Origin of the sequence: Pseudoxanthomonas sp. 22568 (assembly GCF_052044485.1) — a bacterium.
Lineage (GTDB): Bacteria > Pseudomonadota > Gammaproteobacteria > Xanthomonadales > Xanthomonadaceae > Pseudoxanthomonas_A > Pseudoxanthomonas_A beigongshangi.
Genome location: NZ_JBQENC010000004.1, coordinates 54,747 through 77,730 on the forward strand (window position 1 = coordinate 54,747; position 22,984 = coordinate 77,730).

Below are 22,984 nucleotides of genomic sequence, written 5' to 3' on the forward strand. Positions count from 1 at the left end.
GATGTCGAAACGTCTGTTCTATCTTCGCGGCGTGCCGGACGATGAGGCCGGCGAGATCCGCGAACTGCTGGATCGCGAGGGCCTGGCCTGGTACGAAACGCCGCCCAGTCCGTGGGGTATCTCGCATGGTGCGCTGTGGCTGTCCGATGCGGCCGACTACGGGCGCGCCAAGGCGCTGCTGGACGACTACCAGCGGCAACGCGGCGAGCAGGCGCGTCGCGAGCATGCGCGGGCGATGCGCGAGGGCAACGCGCAGACGTTCGCGCAACTGCTGCGCGAACGTCCGGCCTTCGTGCTGATCACGCTGGGCGCGATCCTCTTCATCGTCGTGCTGACCCTGGCCTTGCCCTGGCTGCTGCTGCGCTGACGCGCGTCGCGTCCGTTGCTCAGCCGCGCGCGGCGGCCGGCAGGCGACGGTCGTATTCGGCTTCCAGGCCGTCGTGCGCACGCCAGAAATTGGGCGGTTCGCGACCTTCCAGGCGGTCGATCAGGATACCCAGGTGGGCGTGCCAGCCGCCGGCGACGCTGACCATCTCGTCGCGATCGCGCAGCCTGCTGTGGGTGACGGTGAGCAGCACGCGTCCGTCCTGCGGCAGCAGTTCGAACAGCACCTCAGAGGTGCTGCCTTCGCTTTCGCCCCAGGTGTAGCCAAGTCGGCGCGGTGGCTCGCACACGGTGACGCGGCCATCCATGCCGACGCCGTCCGCCATGTCCTGGTATTTGGCCGGCGGCGATCCCGGTTCCCGCGACAGGCTGGCGTGGTGGAAGAACAGATGGACCTTGCCACCCACCCGCAGCTCCATGTCGCCGCGCGCCATCCATTCCCCGCGCTTGTCCGATTCGGTCAGGTAGGCCCAGACCCGTTCGATCGGGCCGGGCAGGGAGCGTTGGATCCGCAGGGCGTCCGTCGCGACGGGTTGGCCGTAGTCTTCGTTCATCGTGGCATCTCCTTGGGGAATCCGGGGGACCGCCGCGGGCGATCCGGACGGGCGGGGAAAATCAGAACAGGCGTTGCAGCGCGTCGAGCATGGTGCTCCAGCCCTGCCGGGTGCGCGGCGCGTAGTCGGCCCAGCGCGCGGGCAGGGTGTGGGTGAGGGTCAGGGTGCAGCCTTCGGGTGTGTCGGCGATGTCGATGGCGACCGTGCTGGCATCGTCGTCGGATTCGCCGCGGATTGCCCAGGTGAATACCAGCCGGTGCGGGCGCTCGATGTGCAGATAGGTGCCGATGTGATCGATGGCTTGGCCCTGGCGCTCGACCAGGAACGAGAAACCGCCGCCGACGCGCGGTTCGGTCCGCAGGTGCAGCACCTTTTCCGCGCGTACGTCGGGGCCGAACATCCAGCGGCCGAGCGAGGCCGGATCCAGCCAGGCATCGAAGACCTGTTCGGCGCGGGCGCGGAACGGGCGCGTCACCTGTACCTCGATGGTGTCGTTCATGGTGTCTTCCTGCGGCGTGGCGTCCTGGAGGCAGGCGGCGAGGGCGTGGCGGGCGGTTCGCCCAGCGCTTCGGCCAATGCATCCAGGCACTGGTTCCAGAACTGTTCGTAGTAGCGGATCCATTCCTGGCCGGCGGCGAGCGCTTCTGGCTGGAGCCGGCACAGGTGGGTGCGTCCCTGCACGGTGCGGGTGACCAGGCCGGCGCGTTCCAGCACCTTGATGTGCTTGGAGGCGGCGGCCAGCGAAATCTGGAACGGGGCGGCGAGTTCGCCCACGCTGCGGGCCTGGCCCCCCAGGCTGCGCAGCATGCGCCGCCGGGTGTGGTCGGACAGGGCGTGGAACAGGCTGTCGAGCTGGGCGGGAGAATATTCAACCATAAGGTTGATGATTATCCGCATCGGGTGTCATTGTCAACCTTTTGGTTGAATATTGCCGGGGACGGTCGGGGCCGCGGGCGCCCACCCGGGTAAAATGCGCGGATGATCGTCAATATCGCCGCCTACCACTTCGCCCCCATCGACGTCCCCGATGCTCTGGCCGATACGCTGAGCGCGCGCGGCGAGGCGCTGGCACTGCGAGGCACCGTGCTGGTGGCCGCAGAGGGCATCAACCTGTTCCTGGCCGGCGGCGGCGATGCCATCGAGGCGTTCCTGGCGCCGCTGCGCGCCGATCCGCGCTTCGCCGACCTGCGGGTCAAGTACAGCCACAGCGAGGCGCCGCCGTTCGCCCGCCTGAAGGTGAAGGTGAAGCCGGAAATCATCAGCTTCCGCCGCGACGACGCCTCGCCGCTGGACGGTGGCCGCGCCCCCGCGGTGGCGCCGGCGACGCTGCGGCGCTGGCTGCAACAGGGCGGCCGGGACGACGAAGGGCGGCGGGTGGTCCTGCTGGATACCCGCAACGCGCAGGAATTCGCCCACGGCACCTTCGCCGGCGCGCTGACCCTGCCGATCACCCGTTTCACAGAACTGCCCGAGGCGTTGGCGCCGCATCGCGAAGCGTTGAAGGACGCCACCGTGGTCAGTTTCTGCACCGGTGGCATCCGCTGCGAAAAGGCCGCGTTGTGGATGCGCGCCGATGGCATGGACAACGTGCTGCAACTGGATGGCGGCATCCTGGGCTACTTCGAGGAAGTCGGCGGACACGGTTACGACGGCGGCTGTTTCGTGTTCGACGAGCGGGTGGCGCTGGATCCGGAACTGAAGCCGCTGGCCGCCGGAATGGCGTGAACGCCATGCGGGCGCTGCACTACGACAACGCTTTCGTGCGCGATCTGCCCGGCGATCCGGAGCAGGGACCGCGCCGGCGCGAAGTGCTGGGCGCGGCGTGGTCGTCGGTCACGCCGACGCCGGTGGTCGCGCCTCGGTTGATCGCCTGGTCGCGCGAAATGGCGCAGGCGCTGGGATTCAGCGATGCGGACCTGGCCGATCCGCTGTTCGCGGAAGTATTCAGCGGCAACGCCATCCTGCCGGGCATGCAGCCGTTCGCGGCCAACTACGGTGGCCACCAGTTCGGCGCATGGGCCGGCCAATTGGGCGATGGCCGCGCCATCACCCTGGGCGAGACCGTGGATGCGCAGGGGCGGCGCTGGGAACTGCAACTCAAGGGCGCCGGCCCGACCCCGTATTCGCGCACCGCCGACGGCCGCGCGGTGCTGCGTTCGTCGATCCGCGAGTTCCTGTGCAGCGAGGCGATGCATCACCTGGGCGTTCCCACCACCCGCGCGCTCAGCCTGGTGGCGACCGGCGAGGCGGTGGTACGCGACATGTTCTACGACGGACATCCGAAGGCCGAACCCGGCGCGATCGTCTGTCGGGTGGCGCCTTCGTTCCTGCGCTTCGGCCATTTCGAGCTGCCGGCCTCGCGCGATGACGTGCCGCTGCTGCGGCAACTGGCCGATTTCTGCATCCGCCGCGATTTTCCGGAACTGGCGGGCGAGGGCGAGGCGCTGTACGGAGCCTGGTTCGCCGCCATCTGCGAGCGCACCGCGCGGTTGATGGGCGAATGGATGCGGGTGGGGTTCGTGCACGGGGTGATGAACACCGACAACCTGTCGGTGCTGGGCCTGACCATCGACTACGGCCCGTACGGCTGGATCGACAACTACGATCCGGACTGGACCCCGAACACCACCGACGCGGCCGGCGGCCGCTACCGGTTCGGCTGGCAGCCCAAGGTGGCCTACTGGAACCTGACCCGGCTGGCGCACGCGCTGTCGCCGTTGTTCGGTTCGGTCGAGCCCTTGCAGGAGGGCCTGCAGCGCTACGCCGATGCCTATGCGGCCGCCGATCGCGGCAACACCGCGCGCAAGCTGGGACTGGACGCGCACCGCGACGGGGACACCGAGCGCATGCGTCGCCTGCACGAGCTGCTGTGGGCGGGCGAGGTCGACATGACCCTGTTCTTCCGCGCGCTGATCGATGCCGATCCCGTCGCGCCCGATCTCGCCCATTTCGACGCCGCGTTCTACGACGCAAACCGGCGCGAGGCGATCGGCGCGGATCTGCTGGACTGGTTGCGCGGCCTGGGCGAACGGGTGGTGGCCGACGGCCTGGATCCGGCGCTGCGGCGGGAACGGATGCGCCTGGCCAATCCGCGCTACGTGCTGCGCAACTACCTGGCCCAGCAGGCCATCGACCGCGCCGAGGCCGGCGATGAAGCCGGCATCGCCGAGTTGCTGGAAGTGATGCGGCGTCCCTACGACGATCAGCCCGGCCGCGAAAGCTTCGCCCTGCGCAGACCGGACTGGGCGCGCGAACGCGCCGGCTGTTCGATGCTGTCCTGCAGCTCCTGACTGTCACCCAAGGTGCGCCTGGCCGTACTAGGATGCGGCTTCACGCCGGAGGCCGCCGATGATCACCGTCCACCATCTCAACAATTCCCGTTCCCAGCGCGTGTTGTGGCTGCTGGAGGAACTGGGCCTGGACTACACCGTGGTCCGCTACCAGCGCGATCCGCAGACCCTGCTGGCGCCGCCGTCGCTGCGCGCGGTGCATCCGCTGGGGAAGTCGCCGGTGCTGGTGGACGGCGGCAATACCCTGGCCGAATCGGGCGCGGTGCTGGAATACCTGGTCGAACGCTATGACGCCGCGCGCGCGTTCGCGCCGTCGCCGGGCACCGCCGAACACCTGCGCTACCGCTACTGGCTGCATTACGCCGAAGGTTCCGCGATGCCGCCGATGTTGCTGAGCCTGGTGTTCTCGCGGCTGAAGAAGGCGCCGATGCCGTTCTTCGCGCGGCCGATCGCGCGCTCGATCGCGGACAGGGCATTGCAGGGCTTCGTGGCCCCGCAGGTCCGCCTGCACCTGGATTACATGGAAGCCGAACTGGGCAAGGCGCGCTGGTTCGCCGGTGAGAACTTCAGCGCCGCCGACATCCAGATGAGCTTCCCGGTGGAAGCCGCCGCCGCGCGGACGGGGCTGGAGCGCCACCCGAAACTCGCCGATTTCCTGGCGCGCATCCATGCGCGGCCGGCCTACCAGCGCGCGCTCGAGCAGGGCGGGCCGTTCGATCTGCTGAGCTGATCCGATTCCTGTAGGAGCGACGTCAGTCGCGACCGGAATATCGGAATCGCAGGGGATNTTGCGGCCTTGGCCCACGGTCGCGACTGACGTCGCTCCTACAATGAAATGATGGATGTCCGGGATTCAGTATCCCGAATGCCGGGCTGGAAAGCCGGGCGCGCTGTCCCCACGACGGAGGCATCGCCTGCCAGGAGTTGCCATGATTCCCTATTCGTTGCTCGATCTCGCTCCCGTCTGCGAAGGCAGCGACATTTCCCGCGCCTTCGCCAACATGCGCGATCTGGCGCAACATGCCGAAGCCTGGGGCTACCAGCGCTACTGGCTGGCCGAACACCACAACATGCCCGGCATCGCCAGCGCCGCCACCGCGGTGCTGATCGGAAACGTGGCTGGCGCGACCTCGCGCATCCGGGTGGGAGCGGGCGGGGTGATGCTGCCCAATCATTCGCCGCTGCAGGTGGCCGAGCAATTCGGCACCCTGGCGTCGCTGTATCCGGATCGCATCGATCTCGGCCTGGGCCGCGCGCCGGGCACCGATCAACCGACGGCGCGCGCGCTGCGACGCTATTTCGACAACGCCGAGCAGTTCCCGCAGGACGTCAACGAACTGCTGCATTACTTCGAACCCGCGCAGCCGGATCAGGCGGTGCGCGCGGTGCCGGGCGCGGGCATCGAGGTGCCGGTGTGGCTGCTCGGCTCCAGCCTGTTCAGCGCGCAGCTGTCGGCGGCGCTGGGCCTGCCGTTCGCGTTCGCCTCGCACTTCGCGCCGGATGCGATGGACCAGGCACTGATGATCTACCACCGCAACTTCCGCCCATCCGCACGTCTGGCCCAGCCCCATGCGATGCTGGCGCTGAACGTGGTGGTGGCGGACACCGACGAGGAAGCGAAGTACCTGTTCACCACCCAGCAGCAGGCCTTCGTCAACCTGCGCCGCGGCAAGCCGGGGCTGGTGCCGCCGCCCATCGAGGACATCGAGGCGTTCTGGCAGCCGCACGAGAAACTCGGTGTGGCGCAGGCGCTGGCCTGTTCGGTGATCGGCAGCGTGGACACCGTGCGCGAGGGCATCCGCGCTTTCGTCGACCGCCACCGACCGGACGAGATCATGCTCACCGCCAACATCTTCGACCACGGCAAGCGGCTGCGCTCGTTCGAACTCGCCGCCCAGGCCATGCACCCGTAGAGCGGAGCTTGCTCCGCTGCTTCGGGGCCTTTGTGTTTCATCCGGACTCCCCGCAGCCGAGCAAGCTCGGCTCTACAGGGCGTAGAGCGGAGCTTGCTCCGCTGCCGTTGGGGCCTTCGCGTTTCATCCGGACATCCCGCAGCCGAGCAAGCTCGGCTCTACGCCTCCCCCTTCGAAGAAGGGGGACCGAGGGGGATTTGTTTTTTAGGCCCTAAACCGCCATCCCCGCCGCGTGCCCCGATGCCCAGGCCCACTGGAAGTTGTAGCCACCCAGCCAGCCGGTGACGTCGACCACTTCGCCGATGAAGAACAGGCCCGGCACAAGCCGCGACATCATCGTGCTGGACGACAGTCCGTCGGTGTCCACGCCGCCCAGGGTGACCTCGGCGGTGCGATAGCCTTCGGTGCCGCTGGCCACCAGCGGCCAGGCACCGAGCACGCCGGCCAGCTCGCGCAACTGCGGCTCGTTGAACTGGCGCATCGGCCGGTTCGGCAGCCACACCTCGCACAGGCGCTGGGCGAAGCGGCGCGGCAGGGCGTCGGACAGCACCGTCTTGAGTTCGGCGGCGGGCCGTTGCGCCTGCTGCTCCTTCAGCCACGCCAGCGCGTCCTGGCCGGGCAGCAGATCCAGCCGCAGGTCGTCGCCGGGCTGCCAGTAGGAGGAAATCTGCAGGATCGCCGGGCCGCTCACGCCGCGATGGGTGACCAGCATGAAGTTGCGGAACGCCTGTTTGCCGCAGCGCGCTTCCACCGGCACCGCGACGCCGCTGAGGTCGTGCAGGCGCTCCTGGTGCTTGCCGCTGAGGGTCAGCGGCACCAGCCCGGCACGGGTCGGCAGCACAGCGTGGCCGAACTGGCGTGCCAGTTCGTACCCGAAGCCGGTGGCGCCCATGCTCGGGATCGACAGCCCGCCGGTGGCGACCACCAGCGACGGCGCGGCGAATGCGCCATGCGAGGTGGCGATGCGGAAACCGCCGTCCACCGCCTGCACCCGCTCGACGCTGCACTGGGTTTCGATGCGCACGTGCGCGGCCAGGCATTCGTCCAGCAGCATCTTCACGATGAGCTTGGACGAGACGTCGCAGAACAGCTGGCCCAGTTCCTTCTCGTGGTAGGCGATGCGGTGGCGCTCGACCAGCTCGATGAAGTCGGCCGGCGTGTAGCGGGCCAGCGCCGATTTGCAGAAATGCGGATTGGCGGAAAGGTAGTTGGCCGGACCGGCGCCGGTGTTAGTGAAATTGCAGCGGCCGCCGCCGGACATCAGGATTTTCTTGCCGACCTTGTTGGCGTGTTCGATCACCAGCACCCGCAGGCCGCGCTGGCCGGCGGTCATCGCGCACATCAGGCCGGCGGCGCCGGCGCCGATGATGATCACGTCATGGGTTGGCGCCATGTCAGGCCGGGGCGGTTTCCGCGCGCTGGCGATGGGCCGGGATCACCGTGACGGTGCGGGCGTCGTCGATCAGCTGCACTTCGCCATCCTGGATCATCACGCTCAGGCGCATGCCGCGGGCGAACAGCGAGGTCAGCGCGTCCACGTCGGCGGCGGACAGGTCCAGCACGGTCAGGTTGCGCAGGCGCGCCAGCCCGGAGGCGTTCTTTTCCCACCACAGATCCGCCGCGCGGCCGCCGTAGTTGACCACCACCACGTCGCGGGCNCAGGCCCGGCGGATGCGCGATTCGTCCGGCTGGCCCAGGTCGACCCACAGCTCGATGTCGCCGGTGTAGTCGCGGCGCCACAAGTCCGGGTCCTCCTCGGTGCTCAGGCCGCGGCCGAACTCCAGCCGCTCGTCGGCGAACAGGGCGAACGCCAGCACCCGTACCATCAGCCGGGTATCGGTCTCGGAGGGGTGCTGGGCCAGGGTCAGCGGGTAGGAGGCGTAGTGGTGCCGGTCCATGTCGCTGATCTGGAGGTCGGCTTTGACGACGGTGGCCTTGAGCGCCATTTGGGGGGCTGAACGGGTCGGAAGGGGGCGCCATGATACGGGTCCGGCGGCCGGATCCGGCCCCGGAAGCCGTTGAAACCCCCGAAACTGAAGAAAAAAGACCTCCAGGCGTCGGAAACCTGTCGCTTTTGGTCCGCAGGCCCGGTAGAGTGCGCGAACTGTGCTTGCCAGGGTCACCGTGAATCGTGAGCCTGATGCGGTAGATACATCTGCTACATCTTCCCGCTTTACCAACGCCTGCAAACTCAGTCTCGGTCCGGAACGTTCCGGCGCCGCGATTTTTCAACCCAAACCATGTTTCAGGAGTTAGTAAAGATGTCTGAGCGTCAGACCGGAACCGTCAAGTGGTTCAACGATGCCAAGGGCTTCGGCTTCATCACCCCGCAGAGCGGCCCGGACCTGTTCGTGCATTTCCGCGCGATCCAGGGCACCGGCTTCAAGTCGCTGAAGGAAGGCCAGGCGGTCACCTTCGTGGCGGTGCAGGGCCAGAAGGGCATGCAGGCCGACCAGGTGCAGCCGCTGTAATCCAGCGCTGACCTTCGCGTCAAAGCAGAAACGCCGGGGTGCGAACCCCGGCGTTTTTTTGTGCCCGCTGTTTGGGGGGCGCCGTGGGGGTTCGGGCGAAGCTGGTTCGCGGAGATCCCGTTAGGTGGCCGGTTCACGGAGAGCCCGCAAGGAGAGCGGTTTGCAAAGACCCCGCTAGGAGCTCGCGGCGGGACGCCGCTCCTACCCANCGCCAAGCCCCCGGGTAGGAGCGGCGTCCCGCCGCGAGCCTTTCCCCGAATGTCCCGCCGCGAGCCCTTCCCGAATCCCCGACCAGCGTCCCGCCCGCGCCTCAGATCCGGCGCACCCGGAAGCTGCGGCCCTTGATCCGGCCGGCGTTGAGCCGGGCCAGCGCCTGCGCGGCCTTGCCGCGTTCGACCGCCACGTAGGAGCGGGTGGCGAAGATGGCGATCTTGCCGATGGACGCGGCCGGCAGACCGGCGTCGCCGGTCAGCGCGCCGAGGATGTCGCCCGGGCGCAGCTTGTCGGTCTTGCCGGCATCAATCCGCAGCGTGCTCATCGCGGCGGGGGGCGNGCGCGGTCCCAGCGCAGCGGTTGGCCTAACCGCTCCTCGATGGCCGCCGTGCGCGGCCGCTCGCGCGGGGTGGTCAGGCTGATCGCCAGGCCGTCGCGGCCGGCGCGGCCGGTCCGGCCGATGCGGTGGATGTAGGTGTCCACGTCGCTGGGCAGGTCGTAGTTGATCACCGCCGCCAGGTCGTCGATGTCCAGCCCGCGGGCGGCGACGTCGCTGGCGACCAGCACGTTGCAGCTGCGGTTGGCGAAGCGCACCAGCACTTCCTCGCGGTCACGCTGCTCCATCTCGCCGTGCAGGGCCAGCGCGGAGAAACCGAAATGCTGAAGCGAAACCGCAACCTCATCGGTGTCCTTGCGGGTGTTGCAGAACACCACCGCCGATTCCGGCCGCTCCGCCGCCAGCAGGCCGGCCAGGGCGATCTGCTTGCGCGCCGGCTCGACCTCGATGAAGCGCTGCTCGATGCCGGTGCGGGCATCCTCCGGCGCGGCCACGGTGACTTCCAGCGGGTCGCGCAGGCTGGTGCGCGCCATCGTCCGGATGGCCTCGGGGAAGGTCGCCGAGAACAGCAGGCTCTGCCGGTCCGGCGGGGTCCTGCCGATGATTTCGCGGATCGGCTCCTCGAAGCCCATGTCCAGCATCCGATCCGCCTCGTCCAGCACCAGCGTGCGGATGCCGCCCAGGTGCAGGATCTTCTTGCGCATCAGTTCCTGCACCCGCCCGGGCGTGCCGACCACCACGTGCGGGTCATGCGCCTCCAGCGAGGCGATCTGCGGACCCAGCGGCATGCCGCCGCACAGCAGGGTGACCTTGAGGTTCGGAATGCCGATGGCCAGCTTGCGGACCTGCTGGGCGACCTGGTCGGCCAGTTCGCGGGTCGGGCACAGCACCAGCGCCTGCGCGCGGACCAGGGCGGGATCGAGCCGTTGCAGCAGGCCCAGGCCGAACGCGGCGGTCTTGCCGCTGCCGGTCGGGGCCTGGGCGATCACGTCGCGGCCGGCCAGGATGGCGGGCAGGCTCTCGGCCTGCACGGGGGTCAGATGGGTGTAGCCCAGGGCCTCGACGCCGGGGCGCAGGCCATCGAGGAGGGGCAGGGTGCTGAATTCGCTCATGCGCCATGATCGCACGGCGCGCGGCCGGATCAGGACAACTGCGCGTCCATGTCCTCGAAATCGTCCTCGTCCAGCGCCAGGAAGGCCCAGAACGGCACTTCCTGCGCGGTCCAGAACTGCGCGGCCTCGTCCAGCACGTCCAGCAGCGTGTCGAACACGCCCTCGTCGCGCTCGCGCAGCTCCGCGCCCTGGTCCAGCAGCAGCACGTAGCCCGGCGCCGGCAGCCAGGACAGATCGCGCAGGTTGTCGGACAGCGCGTCCCAGTTGCGGCCGGTGCTGTCCGGGAAATCCAGTTGGGTCGCCAGCCGCAGCATCAGCGAGGCCTTGTTCTCGCAGCCGGACAGGTCCACCCGGCGCACGCCCAGCCCGGCGTCCCGGCCGGCGGCGCCCAGGGAATCCAGATCCTCGCTGGTGACGAAGAACACGCCGGCCTGGCGCGCGTCGCCCAGGCCGAGATCGAAACCGGAGTCGGTCATCGGTTCACCTGTGCGGGCACGTCGAAACGGCGGAAAGTCTCATAGTGATCATCCGTGTAGTAGTACTCCACCGGCGGCTGGCCGCCGGTGACGATGCGCCGCGCGCCGCGGTGATCCAGCCCCGGGGTGTCCACGGTGTATTCGCGATAGTAGCCGCGTTGGCGCGCGGGCAGCCGACCCTCGCGATTTCCGAACACGCTGCCGTCCTGTCGGTTCGGGAACGGCCCGCCCCGCGCGATCAGCGCCAGGGTCCGGTGCGCCTCCGGCGGCAGGAACGCCGGCAGTCCGGCCTGGGCGTCGCCGGAGGCCGGCGCCGGGGACGCCGAAGGCGCCGGTGGTGGCGGCACCGCCGGCGCGGTGGCGGCCGCGTCCACCCGGGTCGATTCGATTGGTGGCAGCGGCAGTTCGGCGCGCGCGCCCGGCCCGCCGGTATCGGCGGCGATCGATGGCGGCGCCTCGCCGACCGCATCGTGGCGCGCGCGCTGCTGCTGCCAGAACCAGCCGGCGACCAGGACTAGCAGGACGGTGATGATGATGGCGGGCTTGCGGAACCCGGAACGATGGCGGGAACGGCGCGGCATGACGATCACTCCGCCAGGAAGCGGCCGCAGCCGCGATAGGTCTTGTCGCCCACCGTCAGTTCGGCGGTGGCGGGGAAGTCCTGTCCGCTCATGTCGTCCTGGCAGGCCTTGCGCGTGGCGACCAGGGCGACGTCGACGCCATCGGCGGTGCGGCCACGGAATCCGTTCGCGGTGGCCTCGGCGGAGGCGACATCGAGCTTGCGTTCGCCGTAGTCCAGTTCCGCATGCAGCGACGGCGCCTTGCCGGCGCCGATTTCGACCAGCCAGCCCGGCTCGTTGCCGACCGCGCGGAAGGCGACGCCGCGCTCGCGTGCCGCATCCCACGGCGATGCCGTCTCGGTCTGGCTGCAATCCAGCTTGTCCTTGCCGGCCAGGGTCAGCATGCCTTCGCGGCCCTTGGTCCAGAACTCGTTGCCTGCGTTGTCGGCATAGCGCGCGCCGGAGGCGGACACCGCATGCGGCAGCACCAGCGGCTTGCCGTCCACGTCCAGGGTGACGTTGTCGGCCGCACCGTTGTCGAAGGTCGCGGCGATGCGCTGGTCGCCGCACTGCCACTGGATCTTCAGCGGCGCGGCGGACGCCGGTTCCTCGGCCACCCGGATCATCGACAGGTTGGCCGGCTGGCCACTGCCCGGCACCACGCTCGTGCGGGTGTCGGTGACGAACCAGAGCTTGCCGTCGGCGTCGCGCAGGCTGGCATGCAGGCCGTAGCTGCCGTTGGGCCGCAGCTTGCTAGCGTCGTAGGGCAGTTCGAAAGCGAACGGCGGGCCCTTGGCATCCTTGATATCGGCGCTGGCGATGATCGCCGTCGGCGTGTCGGCCAACTGGTTGTCGATCAACTGCACGGTCAGCACCGCGCCCGGCGGTGGCGCGATCCGTTCGCGATAGCTGGCCGCGCCGGTGATGGTGGCCGCCGCCGCAGGGGCCGTCGCGGCGGGCGTGGCGGGAGCATCGCCGGCCGGCTTCGGCTGGCAGGCGGCCAGGGCGAGCAGCAGGGCCGCGGGGAGCGCGAGACGGGAGACCATGTCCTGTTCCTTCCTTTGATGAAACCGGCAGGATAGTCGCGCGAAGCTTCACCCTCCGTGACGGACGCGCGCGAGGTGGCACCCGGCGCGCTAGAGTGGCGCCACGTCCCACGGAGCGATCCCATGGCCCGGCACGATCCCCGCATCGACGCCTACATCGCCAGGTCGGCCGAATTCGCGCAGCCGATCCTGGAGAAGCTGCGCGGAATCGTCCACGAGGCGTGCCCGCAGGTGGAGGAAACGATCAAGTGGGGCATGCCCACTTTCGTGTATGCCGGCGGCATCCTGTGCGGGATGGCGGCGTTCAAGCAGCACGCCTCGTTCGGTTTCTGGAAGCATGCGCTGGTGGTCGGAGAAGGCGTGCCGCGCGATGGCATGGGCAGCTTCGGCAAGATGACCCGGCTGGCCGACATCCCGCCGAAGAAGCAACTGCTGCCATTGATCCGCAAGGCGATGAAGTTGAACGAGGAAGGCGTCAAGGCGGCGGGGCCGCGCAAGCAGGCGACGCCGCGTCCGGCGCCGCAACCACCGGCGGATTTCCTCGCCGCGCTGAAGAAGCAACGCAAGGCGCTGTCCGCGTTCGAAGGCTTCAGTCCCAGCCAGCAGCGCGAATACGTGGAATGGGTGACCGAGGCCAAGCGCGAGGACACCCGCCAGCGCCGCATCGCCCAGTCGGTGGAGTGGCTGGCCGAGGGCAAGCCGCGCAACTGGAAGTACATGTGAACACGCCATCGCCGGGGCGATAGGGCGCATCGAACACCGCCATCGGCGCTTCCGAATGGCCGCGTGACCGCAGCGGCGCTAGTATCGGACGCATGCGGGGCGCGCGTGCGCGCCCGTTCCGGAGCCCGCCGACCATGAATCGCGTGCTGCAACCGCTGGCTTTCCGCCAGGCCAACGCCTGGCCGTACCTGGTCGCCACCGCGGCGATCGTGGTGGCGAGCCTGTGGACGCTGGCGGCGGCGCCCGCCGATGCGACGGGCGCGGCGGCCGGCTGGCGAGGCGGCGCCTTGTGCGCACTGGCCACCGCGCTGGGCGCGGTGCCGGTGCTGGTGGTGCGCGGCCTGCCGCAGCGGCTGGCCGACGGCCTGCTCGGTTTCGGTGCCGGGGTGATGCTGGCGGCAACGGCCTTTTCGCTGGTGCTGCCCGGACTGGAAGCGGCCGAACGCATCGGCTACGGACGCTGGGGCGCGGCGGCACTCATCAGCGGCGGCCTGCTGCTGGGCGCGCTGGCACTGCTGGGACTGGACCGGGTGCTGGTGGACGAACCGGTCGAAGCGCATCCCGACACGCCGCTGGTGCCGGCGCGCGTGCTGGTGTTCGTGTTCGCGATCCTGCTGCACAACGTGCCCGAGGGCATGGCGGTGGGCGTCGCGGCGGGTGGCCACCTGCCGGGCGCGGCGGGGCTGGCGATGGGCATCGCCCTGCAGGACGTTCCGGAAGGACTGGTGGTGGCGCTGATCCTGGCCGGTGCCGGAATGGCGCGGGCCAAGGCGGTGTTCATCGGCGCGTTCTCGGGCGTGGTCGAACCGGCGGCGGCGGTGCTGAGCGCGTGGGCGGTGGGCATTTCCGCCGCATTGCTGCCGTGGGGTCTGGCCTTCGCCGCTGGCGCGATGCTGACCGCGGTCGCGCACAGCGTCATTCCCGAATCCAACCGCCACGGACACGGCGGCTTCGCCACCCTGGGCCTGGCCATCGGCTTCTGCCTGATGATGGCGCTGGATACCGCGCTGGGCTGAGGCTTGACCCGGCCCGCCGCAGCCCGCAGGCTCGCGGCACTTCCAATGGAGCCGGCGCATGCGCGAACCCGTGACGATCCTGGGCAACTACCTGTCGCCCTACGTGCGCAAGGTGCTGGTCTGCCTGCAACTGAAGGGCATCGACTACCGGATCGACCCGTTCGCCCCCTTCATCGGCGACGAGACCTTCTCGCGATTGAGTCCGCTGCGGCGCATCCCCGTGTTGATCGACGGCGATTTCGTCCTCAACGACTCGACGGTCATTTGCGAATACCTGGAAGATCTGCAACCGACCCCGTCGCTGTATCCCGCCGCGCCGCGCGACCGCGCCCGCGCGCGCTGGCTGGAGGAATTCGCCGACTCGCGGCTGGGCGAGGTGATCATCTGGCGGATGTTCTACCAGTTGGGCGTCAAGCGTTACCTGTTCAACGAGACCCCGGACGAGGAGGTCGTGCGCAAGGCGCGCGAGGAGGAACTGCCGGAGGCGCTGGATTACCTGGAAGCGCAGTTGCCGGCCCAAGGCTTCCTGTTCGGCGAGGTCGGCGCGGCCGACATCGCCATCGCCGCGTTCTTCCGCAATGCCGCGTTCGTGCGCTACCAGATCGACGCCGCGCGCTGGCCGCGCACGGCCGCCTTCGTCGAACGCGCGCTGGCATTGCCGGCCTTCCGCGCGCTGGCCGCATTCGAGGAAAAGACGCTGCGCACGCCGGTCGCGCAGCAGCGCGAAGTCCTGATCGAGCTGGGCGCGCCGGTCACCGCGAACACGTTGGGCAACATCGCCCCGCGACGCGGCATCATGAAGGTCGAGTAGGGCGGCCGCGGGTTCCTGGCAAGGGCAGCCGAGCAAGCTCGGCTCTACGCATCGGTAGAGCGGAGCTTGCTCCGCTGCTTTGTTGTTCCTCGAACACGGACCCCGGCTTTGGCCGGGATGACGCGATGTGCATGGATTCCTGCGGGGCCATGAAGGCCGAAGCCCCTCAGACCATCATGGAACCCGACTGGTCCGATAGATCGGATACAGATTGAAGCGCTCGTCCCATGCCGGATGGCGGCGGTAGAAGAACTCCAGGCGCGCGCCCGGATTTCTGGCGAACTCCGGATCGTCCTTCAGTTTCTGCTCGAACGCCGCCTTCACCGCCGGGTCCTGCAGCATCTTGCGGGCCACGTCCTCGGCGACGTAGTCCTCCATGTATTCCTTGCGTTCGAACGCGCTGTTGAATTCGCCCCACGCGGCCAGCGAGTCGGGCCCCTGCGGTTCCAGCAGCGCCATCAGCAGGCGCGACTTGGGCTGGGCAATCGGCACGAACAGCGAACCGGCCGGCACGTCGCGCGCTTCCGGCGCCCATGCGCCTTCCACGGTCAGGCGCTGGTGGGTTTCGACCGGCTGCGCGCCGAAACGGGTGCGGGTGGCGCGGAACGCCTCCACATTTTCCTTCGCCAGCGCCGGTACGCGACGGAACTCGATACCGTGCTGCTTCAGCTTTTCGCCGACCCAGCCGGCGTAGGCCGCCGGCACCAGATAACCGGCACCCGGCGCGGGGATGCTGAGCGAGGGATGCAGATCGTCGCGCATCGGCACTTTCCAGATCTGCGGCCTGGTTTCGTCGTAGCGGGTCATCAGCGCGCCGGACACGTCCGACGGCGTGCGGGTGTATTCGTAGCCGCGGAACTCGACGGTGTGGCTTTGCTTGCTGGCCGCCCATTCCAGCGGCACCGGCTGGCCGGCCAGCTTCGCCGCCGCCGCGTCGGCCTGCTGCGCGGCCTTCAGCCAGTCGGCGCCGTGTGCGGCGATCTGGTCCAGGGTCGCGACGATGGTGTTGCGGGTGATCTTCACGCGCACCGGATATTCCTTCCAGGAATGCGTTTCCACCAGCACGCCGATGCGATTGCGCAGCAGGAAATAGCCGTGCGAGAAACGCGGCGGAGCCACGCTGTCCTCGAAGCCGGAACTCGGATCGTCGCCGACCACGAAGGACGGGTAGTAGGGCAGCGGCAGCGAGCCCTGCTTGGCCAGATCCGCCAGCACGCCGTCGCGCAGCGCGCGACCGGCCACGCGCAGTCCCTCGTCGCCGGCGTGCACCGGCTCCACCTGCACCGAGATGTCGTGTTCGAACTGGGCGCCGTCGGTGGCGTGCAGATCCACGTAGGCCAGCGGATCCCACTGCTGCACCAGCCGCAGCATCGCCTGCATTTCCGGCGCGTCGGCCTTCACGTAGTCGCGGTTGAGGTTGTAGTTCTGCGCGGTCACGCGCCAGCCCATTTCCACCGGGCCGCGCTGGTTGGGGCGGTTCCAGGCGCCGAAGCGCTCATGGCCGTCGACGTTGAACACCGGCACGAACACCCACACCAGCTTGTCCAGCGATCCGGCGGCGGCCTTGCCTTCCAGCACCTCGCGCAGTGCCAGGAAACCGGCGTCCTTGCCGTCGATTTCGCCGGCGTGGATGCCGCCCTGGATCAACACCACCGGCAGGTTCTGCCGGCGCGCCTGATCCGGGGTGAACGCGCCGCGGGTGGAGGCGACCAGCGCCTTCATCGGCCGGCCTTCCGGGGTGGTGCCGAACTCGATGCAGCGCACCGCCTTCGGATACGCCTTGGCGAAGCGATCGCACAGCGCGATGACTTCCTCGTAGCGGCCCGTGCGGACGAATCCGGACTGCTCGGACACGGTGGCCAGATCCGCCGTGGCGGCGGATGCGGAGGCCGTCGGCAGGGAGGGCAGGGCGAGGGCGAGCAGGATGGCGGCGTGGAGCGGACGGATCATGGGCGGTATCCGGAGGGGCGAAAGCCCCGCATGATGCCGGGCTGAAACGGCCGCGCCCAGCATGACCAACGAGGTTCGACCCCCCGGACCGGATACGGTAACCTTCCCGCAATTTGCCAACGGAACACCGGATGACCACTTCCAGCGAAGCCACCGCCGGCCGACTGCCTCGGCAGATTCCCTACATCATCGGCAACGAGGCCTGCGAGCGGTTCAGCTTCTACGGGATGCGCAACATCCTGGTGCAGTTCCTGGCCAGCAGCATCCTGCTGGCCTACCTGCCCGAGGCCGAGCGCCAGGGCGTGGCCAAGGACGTCTTCCACAGCTTCGTCATCGGCGTGTACTTCTTCCCGCTGCTGGGCGGCTGGCTGTCGGATCGCTACTTCGGCAAGTACAACACGGTGTTGTGGTTCTCGCTGATCTACTGTGCCGGCCATGCGTGCCTGGCCTTGTTCGAGAGTCATCGCACCGGCTTCTACACCGGCCTGTTCCTGATCGCGCTGGGCTCGGGCGGCATCAAGCCGCTGGTGGTCTCCTTCGTCGGCGACCAGTTCGATCAGAGCAACAAGAACAAGGCCAAGATCGTCTTTGATGCGTTTTACTGGACCATCAACTTCGGTTCGTTCTTCGCCTCTCTGCTGATGCCGCTGTTCCTGCGCAGTTACGGACCGGCGGTGGCGTTCGGCATCCCCGGCATCCTGATGTTCATCGCCACCTTCATCTTCTGGCTGGGGCGCAAGCAGTACGTCAACGTGCCGCCCTCGGGCGAGGATCCGGATTCGTTCCTGCGGGTGGTGCGCACCGCGCTGGCCGCGCGCCGCGAAGGCGAGGGGCGCTGGGGATATCTGGTGGCGATGGCGGGCGTGGTCATCGCGGTGGCGCTGCTGGTGCTGTGGGCGCTGTCAATGCTCGGCCTGGCGCCGGGCTGGTGGCCGGACGACTTCGGATTCGTCATTTCCGCGTGCCTGGCGCTGGGCGTGCTGATCGCCTTCGGCGGCTGGGGCGCTTCGATGCAACTGGAACGCGCGCGCGGCCGGCATCCCGATGCGGCGGTGGACAGCGTGCGCGCGGTGCTGCGCATCCTGATCGTGTTCGCGCTGGTCACTCCGTTCTGGTCGCTGTTCGACCAGAAGGCCTCCACCTGGGTCCTGCAGGGCAAGGAAATGGTGATGCCCGAGGGTGTCTGGTGGTGGCCGGGCTGGCTGATCAAGGACGCCGGCCAGTTGCAGGCGCTGAACCCGGCGATGGTCATGCTGCTCATTCCGTTCAACAACCTGGTGCTGTACCCGGCCCTGCGCAAGCTCGGCTTCGAGCCCACGCCGCTGCGCCGGATGGGCTGGGGCATCGCGTTCTCCGGTCTGGCCTGGGTGGTCGCCGGCACCCTGCAGCTGTGGATGGACGGCGGCGACCCCGTCTCGCTGGCCTGGCAGATCCTGCCGTACGCGCTGCTGACCTTCGGCGAGATCCTGGTCTCGGCGACCGCGCTGGAATTCGCCTACAGCCAGGCGACCCAGGCCATGAAGGGCGTGATCATGGCGTTCTGGTACCTGACCAGCACCTTCGGCAGCCTGTGGGTCCTGCTGACCAACGCCGGCGTCCGCAACGACACCGTCACCGCCCACATCGCCAGCACCGGATTGAGCGAGAATGCGTTCCTGATGTTCTTCTTCGCCGGCTTCGCCTTCCTGGCGGCGCTCGTGTTCGCCCTTTACGCGCGGAGCTATCCGATGCAGGACAACTACCGCGCGGTCTGAGAATCCCCATGCAAGCCCCCATTACCCTGATTCTGATCCTGATCACCTCGGTGGTTTCGCTGCTGGCGTTCCGCACGCCCGCGCTGGCCGGCCGCCTGATCCTTTGGCCGCCGGCCATCGACCGCAACAAGCAGTACGACCGGCTGGTGACCTACGGCTTCATCCACGCCGACATCTGGCACCTGCTGTTCAACATGGTCACGCTGTTCTTCTTCGGCCGGATCATGGAAGGCGTGGTCACCGAGCTGACCGGCAGCGTGCTCGTCTACATCGGCTTCTACCTGTCGGCGCTGGTGGTCTCGATCCTGCCGACCTACCTCAAGCACCAGAAGGATCCCAACTACCGCAGCCTGGGCGCGTCGGGCGCGGTGTCGGCGGTGCTGTTCGCGTTCATCCTGATCAATCCGTGGGCGATGATCGGCGTGTTCTTCATCCCGATGCCGGCCATCGTGTTCGCCGTCCTCTATGTGGCCTACAGCATCTGGATGGACAAGCGCGGCGGCGACAACGTCAACCACGGCGCGCACCTGGCCGGCGCCGCCTATGGCGTGCTCTTCATGATTGCCATGGAGCCCAAGGTGCTGAACCATTTCCTTGCCCAGCTGAGCCGTTTCGGCAGCTGAACGCGGCGGCGCCAATCACCTGATCTGAAGATCCGCTGTGTTATCCCACGGGTGAACCACACCCGTGGAGGCAATATGGCAACACGTACACGCAGCACGCCCCGCAAGGCCGCGAAGAAAGCGGCAAAGAAGACCGCGAAGAAGGCCACCCGGAAGACCGCGGCAAAGACCGCCAGCAAGGCCACGGCGAAAAAGGCGGGCGCCCGCGTCCGCAAGACCGGCACCGGAACGGCCGGCAAGACCGCGCGGAAGACCACGAAAGCCGCGAAGAAGACCGCCACGCGCAAAGCAACCGCCAGCCAGCGGGCCAAGGCGCCCGCGAAGAAGACAGTGGCCAGCAAGGTCACGCGGAAGAAGGTCGCGGCCAAGAAGGCCGTCGCGAAGAAAGCTGCCGCGAAGAAAGCCGCGGTCGGGAAGGTCGCGGTGAAGAAGACAGTGACCCGGAAAACCGCTGCGAAGAAGGCGCCGGCCAGCAAGGTGACGCGCAAGCGCACCGCGACTTCCGCGCCCCGCAAGCGAGCGCCCGCCCGCAAGCGCCGGATCAGTCCCGAGCAGGCATTGGCGCGCACCCGCGAACTGTTGGCCGAGAAACAGCAGCAGGATCGCGAACCCGCGCCCTGGCAGCAGCTGGATCAGGCCCACGGCGGCATCCCGCCGCAGGCCGATGGTTTCCAGTCATCCGGCGCCGCTGCCAAGCAGGTGGATCTGCACGCCGCCGAAAGCCGGATGAAGGCCATCCAGGGCAGCATGAGTGCCCGTGATCGCCGCAACCAGGGCAAGCGCGATCATCGTGGAGAAGAGTAGGTAAGCCGGAGGCCGGGCCCGGAACGGGCTTTCCGGCGGGGCTTCCCGGTTGCGCAGGCGAACCGGGAAGCCGCGCGATGCGGAGATGGGCGAGGCGGCGCCTCAGCCCGCCATCATCGTCTTGGACAGCTTGATGGTGCCGACTTCTTCCTGCGCGTAGTTGGACAGCAGGCGCTCGTACACGGCATTGTTGAGGCGCTCGAATTCCCAGTCCTCGGTATGCCCGGTGACGGTCAACTGGAACAGGCCTTCCAGCAGGGTGAAATCGCTGGCGACGGATGCGGTCTCGGACGGATGATCGTTGGCGCTCATGGGTGTTCCCTACCGGATTGCTTGCCGGGGATTACGCACAGACCGTGCCAACCCGGTGCCCGGAGTGAAAACACTGTGAAATAGCGCTGTCCGTCAGCTTTTTGACGTGACCAAGAGTGACGCGCCGCGTCGGCTTCTGTCGCATTCCTGGCCGCGCGGGCAGAATGGAACCCCCGAATATTCAATGAGATAGTGATGGACATCACGATTCAGCACGACCCCGATGGCCAGCGCTTTTCCACCTCGGTGGACGGGCACGAGGCCGAACTGATCTACCGCCTGCGCGACGGCCGCATGGTCATCGAGCACACCGGCGTGCCGGAGGCCATCGGCGGACGCGGCATCGCCGCGCAACTGGTCAAGGCCGCGCTCGACCACGCGCGGGCCGCCGGCTGGAAGGTGGTGCCGGCCTGCTCGTACTCGGCGGTCTACGTCCAGCGCCACCCCGAGTACGCCGACCTGCTGGCGTGATTTTCCGGGCGTGGCCCTACTGGCGTGAACACTGTATTCCCGCGGCCGGGGCTGGAGCGCTGCTGCGACGCGGCATAAACTGTCGCCTCGTTGAGTGGAAGGAGCCCCTGACGTGAAACAGGTCCATCGCATTTCCCTGCTGGCCGCGACCCTGGTGCTGGCATTGGCCGCGTGCAAGCGCGAACCCGACGCTGCCCAGCCGCCGACCGCCGCCACGCCCGAAGCCGGCGCACCCGCCACCAGTCCCGTCGCGCCGGAAGCGCCGGTCGAACTCAAGGACGTCATCGAGACCAACGAGCGCTACGTCGTCGGCATCACCTATCCGCCGGGCATCGATCGTTACCCCGGTCTTGCCAAAGCGCTGTCGGATTACGCGCACGCCGCCCGCGGCGAACTGATGGAAGCGGTGGACGGCTTCGGCAACGACAAGCCGACCGCGCCCTACGAACTCTCGCTCAGCTTCGAAAAGCTGCTGGAAACCCCGCAGGTCGTCGCGGTCGCCGCCGACGGCAGCCGCTATACCGGCGGCGCCCACGGCCAGCCGCTGATCGCGCGCTTCGTCTGGTTGCCGCAGCAGAACCACCTGCTGTCGGCCAATGATTTGATCGCCAAACCCGCCGGCTGGCAGGCAATCAGCGATTACGTGCGCGAACAACTGCTCACCGGCGTCACCCTGCGCGCGGATGCGGACGAACTGGAGCCGGCCGAACGCAGTGAAGTACTGAAAAACGCCTCGCGCATGATCGACGACGGCACCGAGCCCAAGGCGGAGAACTTCGCCCAGTTCGTGCCGGTCCTCGACACCACCGGCCACATCAGCGCGCTGCGCTTCGTGTTCCCGCCGTACCAGGTGGGGCCCTACGCCGACGGCACCCAGACCGTGGACGTCCCGGCCTCGGTGCTGCGTCCGCACCTGTCGCCCGGCTACAGCGGGCTGTTCGTCCAATAGACTTCGCACAACAGGGCCTGCCATGAGCACGTCACGCTTCGCGCAACGGGTCGAACGACTGCTGGCGGAAGCGGATGTGCGGATTGGCGGCGACCGGCCCTGGGACATCCAGGTGCACGATCCGCGCACCTACGCGCGGATGCTGGGGCAGGGCTCGCTGGGCCTGGGCGAAGGCTACATGGATGGCGACTGGGATGCCGAATCGCTGGATGGTTTCCTGTTCCATGTATTGAACGCACGTCTGGACGAGCGCGTGCACGGCACCGGCGAAATCCGCGACGCCTTGTTCGCGCGCCTGTTCAACCCCCAGACCCGCCGCCGCAGCCGCGAAGTCGGCGAGCGCCATTACGACCTCGGCAACGATCTCTACCACGCCATGCTCGGCGCGCGCCTGGTCTACAGCTGCGGCTACTGGCGCCAGGCCGACAACCTCGACGACGCGCAGGCCGCCAAGCTGGACCTGGTCTGCCGCAAGCTGCAACTGAAACCCGGCATGCGCGTGCTGGATATCGGCTGCGGCTGGGGCGAGGCACTGAAATTCGCCGCCGAACGCTACGGCATTTCCGGGGTCGGCGTGACCATCTCGAAGGAGCAGGCCGAATACGCCCGCGAGTTGTGCAAGGGCCTGCCCATCGAGATCCGCCTGCAGGATTATCGCGACCTGCACGAACCCTTCGACGCCGCCTTCTCGCTGGGCATGTTCGAACACGTCGGCGTCAAGAATTACCGCACCTATTTCGAAACCGCCCGCCGCGTCCTCCCGGAGCACGGCCTGTTCCTGCTGCACACCATTGGCACCAATCGCTCGGTCAACCACACCGATCCGTGGATTGGAAAATACATATTCCCCAATTCCATGCTGCCGTCCGCCGCGCAGATCGCGCAGGCCAGCGAAGGCCTGTTCGTGCTGGAGGACTGGCACAGCTTCGGCACCGACTACGATCGCACCCTCCAGGCGTGGCGCACCAACGTCGAACGCGCCTGGCCAAATCTGGATGCCCGCTACGACGAACGTTTTCGCCGCATGTGGCGTTTCTATCTGGCCGCTTCGATGGCGACTTTTCGCAGTCGGCGCTCGCAATTGTGGCAGGTGGTGCTGTCGCCGAAGGGTGTGCCGGGCGGGTATGTATCAGTGCGTTAGCCACGCAACACAGGGGGAGGCACGATAGCATTGGCGCGTCTTCGTGAGTAAGAACGGTACACGGGTTCACCGCA

At 68.1% G+C, this 22,984-nt stretch carries 25 protein-coding genes and 1 pseudogene; 15 read left to right on the top strand and 11 right to left on the bottom strand.

What is annotated here, in order from left to right:
• The first annotated feature begins 1 nt into the window (after window position 1).
• Window positions 2-367, top strand: coding sequence for a DUF6164 family protein (locus ACTJI2_RS06205; protein ID WP_183642031.1), 366 nt, complete (start codon window positions 2-4; stop codon window positions 365-367).
• 19 nt (window positions 368-386) lie between these two features.
• Here the strand turns inward: ACTJI2_RS06205 and ACTJI2_RS06210 are convergent, their stop codons facing one another.
• The 3 genes from ACTJI2_RS06210 to ACTJI2_RS06220 form a co-directional block, all read right to left on the bottom strand.
• Window positions 387-938: an SRPBCC family protein gene (locus tag ACTJI2_RS06210; protein ID WP_183642029.1), complete on the bottom strand. Its 552-nt coding sequence runs from the start codon at window positions 936-938 to the stop codon at window positions 387-389.
• A gap of 61 nt (window positions 939-999) precedes the next feature.
• Entirely contained in the window at window positions 1,000-1,437 is a 438-nt protein-coding gene (locus ACTJI2_RS06215; protein ID WP_440841461.1) for an SRPBCC family protein, read from the bottom strand.
• Window positions 1,434-1,814: an ArsR/SmtB family transcription factor gene (locus ACTJI2_RS06220; RefSeq protein ID WP_440841462.1), complete on the bottom strand. Its 381-nt coding sequence runs from the start codon at window positions 1,812-1,814 to the stop codon at window positions 1,434-1,436. Before ACTJI2_RS06220 ends, ACTJI2_RS06215 begins: the two co-directional genes overlap by 4 nt.
• A gap of 102 nt (window positions 1,815-1,916) precedes the next feature.
• Here ACTJI2_RS06220 and ACTJI2_RS06225 point away from each other — a divergent pair, with 102 nt between their 5' ends.
• From ACTJI2_RS06225 to ACTJI2_RS06240, 4 genes are all read left to right on the top strand, one after another.
• Window positions 1,917-2,663: a sulfurtransferase gene (locus ACTJI2_RS06225; protein ID WP_440841463.1), complete on the top strand. Its 747-nt coding sequence runs from the start codon at window positions 1,917-1,919 to the stop codon at window positions 2,661-2,663.
• Window positions 2,664-2,668: 5 nt separating this feature from the next.
• Window positions 2,669-4,228 (top strand): protein adenylyltransferase SelO, encoded by a 1,560-nt coding sequence (locus tag ACTJI2_RS06230; protein ID WP_440841609.1) that lies wholly within the window; start codon window positions 2,669-2,671, stop codon window positions 4,226-4,228.
• 58 nt (window positions 4,229-4,286) lie between these two features.
• On the top strand, window positions 4,287-4,958 hold the full coding sequence (locus ACTJI2_RS06235) for a glutathione S-transferase (protein WP_440841464.1): 672 nt from the start codon (window positions 4,287-4,289) through the stop codon (window positions 4,956-4,958).
• A 199-nt stretch (window positions 4,959-5,157) separates the two neighbouring features.
• Window positions 5,158-6,141, top strand: a complete 984-nt coding sequence (locus ACTJI2_RS06240) for an LLM class flavin-dependent oxidoreductase (RefSeq protein ID WP_440841465.1) — start codon at window positions 5,158-5,160, stop codon at window positions 6,139-6,141.
• Between the two features lie 211 nt (window positions 6,142-6,352).
• On the opposite strand, the gene ACTJI2_RS06245 is transcribed toward ACTJI2_RS06240, so the two are convergent.
• Together ACTJI2_RS06245 and ACTJI2_RS06250 are read right to left on the bottom strand one after the other, a co-directional pair.
• Entirely contained in the window at window positions 6,353-7,534 is a 1,182-nt protein-coding gene (locus tag ACTJI2_RS06245) for an NAD(P)/FAD-dependent oxidoreductase (protein WP_440841466.1), read from the bottom strand.
• Between the two features lies 1 nt (window position 7,535).
• Window positions 7,536-8,087 (bottom strand): YaeQ family protein, encoded by a 552-nt coding sequence (locus ACTJI2_RS06250; RefSeq protein ID WP_440841467.1) that lies wholly within the window; start codon window positions 8,085-8,087, stop codon window positions 7,536-7,538.
• Window positions 8,088-8,402: 315 nt separating this feature from the next.
• Here ACTJI2_RS06250 and ACTJI2_RS06255 point away from each other — a divergent pair, with 315 nt between their 5' ends.
• Window positions 8,403-8,612 (top strand): cold-shock protein, encoded by a 210-nt coding sequence (locus tag ACTJI2_RS06255; protein ID WP_079722614.1) that lies wholly within the window; start codon window positions 8,403-8,405, stop codon window positions 8,610-8,612.
• A 310-nt stretch (window positions 8,613-8,922) separates the two neighbouring features.
• Here ACTJI2_RS06255 and dbpA read toward each other — a convergent pair.
• The 4 genes and pseudogenes from dbpA to ACTJI2_RS06275 all read right to left on the bottom strand — a co-directional run bounded on the left by dbpA (window position 8,923) and on the right by ACTJI2_RS06275 (window position 12,356).
• Window positions 8,923-10,274: pseudogene (dbpA, locus tag ACTJI2_RS06260) on the bottom strand (ATP-dependent RNA helicase DbpA).
• 29 nt (window positions 10,275-10,303) lie between these two features.
• A complete protein-coding gene (locus ACTJI2_RS06265; protein ID WP_192197681.1) occupies window positions 10,304-10,750 on the bottom strand; it encodes a barstar family protein in 447 nt (148 codons plus the stop codon).
• Window positions 10,747-11,331: a ribonuclease domain-containing protein gene (locus tag ACTJI2_RS06270; protein WP_440841468.1), complete on the bottom strand. Its 585-nt coding sequence runs from the start codon at window positions 11,329-11,331 to the stop codon at window positions 10,747-10,749. Before ACTJI2_RS06270 ends, ACTJI2_RS06265 begins: the two co-directional genes overlap by 4 nt.
• A 5-nt stretch (window positions 11,332-11,336) precedes the next feature.
• On the bottom strand, window positions 11,337-12,356 hold the full coding sequence (locus ACTJI2_RS06275) for a YbaY family lipoprotein (RefSeq protein ID WP_318288896.1): 1,020 nt from the start codon (window positions 12,354-12,356) through the stop codon (window positions 11,337-11,339).
• Window positions 12,357-12,479: 123 nt separating this feature from the next.
• Here ACTJI2_RS06275 and ACTJI2_RS06280 point away from each other — a divergent pair, with 123 nt between their 5' ends.
• From ACTJI2_RS06280 to ACTJI2_RS06290, 3 genes are all read left to right on the top strand, one after another.
• Window positions 12,480-13,079 (top strand): YdeI/OmpD-associated family protein, encoded by a 600-nt coding sequence (locus tag ACTJI2_RS06280; protein WP_440841470.1) that lies wholly within the window; start codon window positions 12,480-12,482, stop codon window positions 13,077-13,079.
• Between the two features lie 134 nt (window positions 13,080-13,213).
• Window positions 13,214-14,095: a ZIP family metal transporter gene (locus ACTJI2_RS06285; RefSeq protein WP_192197684.1), complete on the top strand. Its 882-nt coding sequence runs from the start codon at window positions 13,214-13,216 to the stop codon at window positions 14,093-14,095.
• 58 nt (window positions 14,096-14,153) lie between these two features.
• Complete coding sequence (locus ACTJI2_RS06290) at window positions 14,154-14,906, top strand: glutathione S-transferase family protein (protein WP_183641995.1); 753 nt, start codon at window positions 14,154-14,156, stop codon at window positions 14,904-14,906.
• Window positions 14,907-15,080: 174 nt separating this feature from the next.
• Here the strand turns inward: ACTJI2_RS06290 and ACTJI2_RS06295 are convergent, their stop codons facing one another.
• Complete coding sequence (locus ACTJI2_RS06295) at window positions 15,081-16,856, bottom strand: M14 family metallopeptidase (RefSeq protein ID WP_440841473.1); 1,776 nt, start codon at window positions 16,854-16,856, stop codon at window positions 15,081-15,083.
• A gap of 131 nt (window positions 16,857-16,987) precedes the next feature.
• Here ACTJI2_RS06295 and ACTJI2_RS06300 point away from each other — a divergent pair, with 131 nt between their 5' ends.
• Genes ACTJI2_RS06300 through ACTJI2_RS06310 form a run of 3 tightly spaced genes read left to right on the top strand, consistent with a single transcriptional unit; the run spans window position 16,988 to window position 20,037 of the window.
• A complete protein-coding gene (locus ACTJI2_RS06300) occupies window positions 16,988-18,610 on the top strand; it encodes a POT-type proton-dependent oligopeptide transporter (protein ID WP_192197687.1) in 1,623 nt (540 codons plus the stop codon).
• Between the two features lie 8 nt (window positions 18,611-18,618).
• Window positions 18,619-19,233: a rhomboid family intramembrane serine protease gene (locus tag ACTJI2_RS06305; RefSeq protein WP_192197688.1), complete on the top strand. Its 615-nt coding sequence runs from the start codon at window positions 18,619-18,621 to the stop codon at window positions 19,231-19,233.
• 51 nt (window positions 19,234-19,284) lie between these two features.
• Window positions 19,285-20,037, top strand: a complete 753-nt coding sequence (locus tag ACTJI2_RS06310) for a hypothetical protein (protein ID WP_440841474.1) — start codon at window positions 19,285-19,287, stop codon at window positions 20,035-20,037.
• Window positions 20,038-20,139: 102 nt separating this feature from the next.
• Here ACTJI2_RS06310 and ACTJI2_RS06315 read toward each other — a convergent pair whose 3' ends face one another.
• The gene (locus ACTJI2_RS06315; protein ID WP_183641980.1) at window positions 20,140-20,349 is read right to left on the bottom strand and encodes a hypothetical protein; all 210 of its coding nucleotides are present in this window, start codon (window positions 20,347-20,349) and stop codon (window positions 20,140-20,142) included.
• A gap of 195 nt (window positions 20,350-20,544) precedes the next feature.
• Here ACTJI2_RS06315 and ACTJI2_RS06320 point away from each other — a divergent pair, with 195 nt between their 5' ends.
• From ACTJI2_RS06320 to cfa, 3 genes are all read left to right on the top strand, one after another.
• A complete protein-coding gene (locus tag ACTJI2_RS06320) occupies window positions 20,545-20,820 on the top strand; it encodes a GNAT family N-acetyltransferase (RefSeq protein WP_183641977.1) in 276 nt (91 codons plus the stop codon).
• A 112-nt stretch (window positions 20,821-20,932) separates the two neighbouring features.
• Window positions 20,933-21,769 carry a PdaC/SigV domain-containing protein gene (locus tag ACTJI2_RS06325; RefSeq protein WP_440841475.1) on the top strand — a complete coding sequence of 279 codons (837 nt, stop codon included), beginning with the start codon at window positions 20,933-20,935 and terminating at the stop codon, window positions 21,767-21,769.
• 22 nt (window positions 21,770-21,791) lie between these two features.
• Window positions 21,792-22,910, top strand: coding sequence for a cyclopropane fatty acyl phospholipid synthase (cfa, locus tag ACTJI2_RS06330; RefSeq protein WP_440841476.1), 1,119 nt, complete (start codon window positions 21,792-21,794; stop codon window positions 22,908-22,910).
• Window positions 22,911-22,984 lie beyond the last annotated feature (74 nt).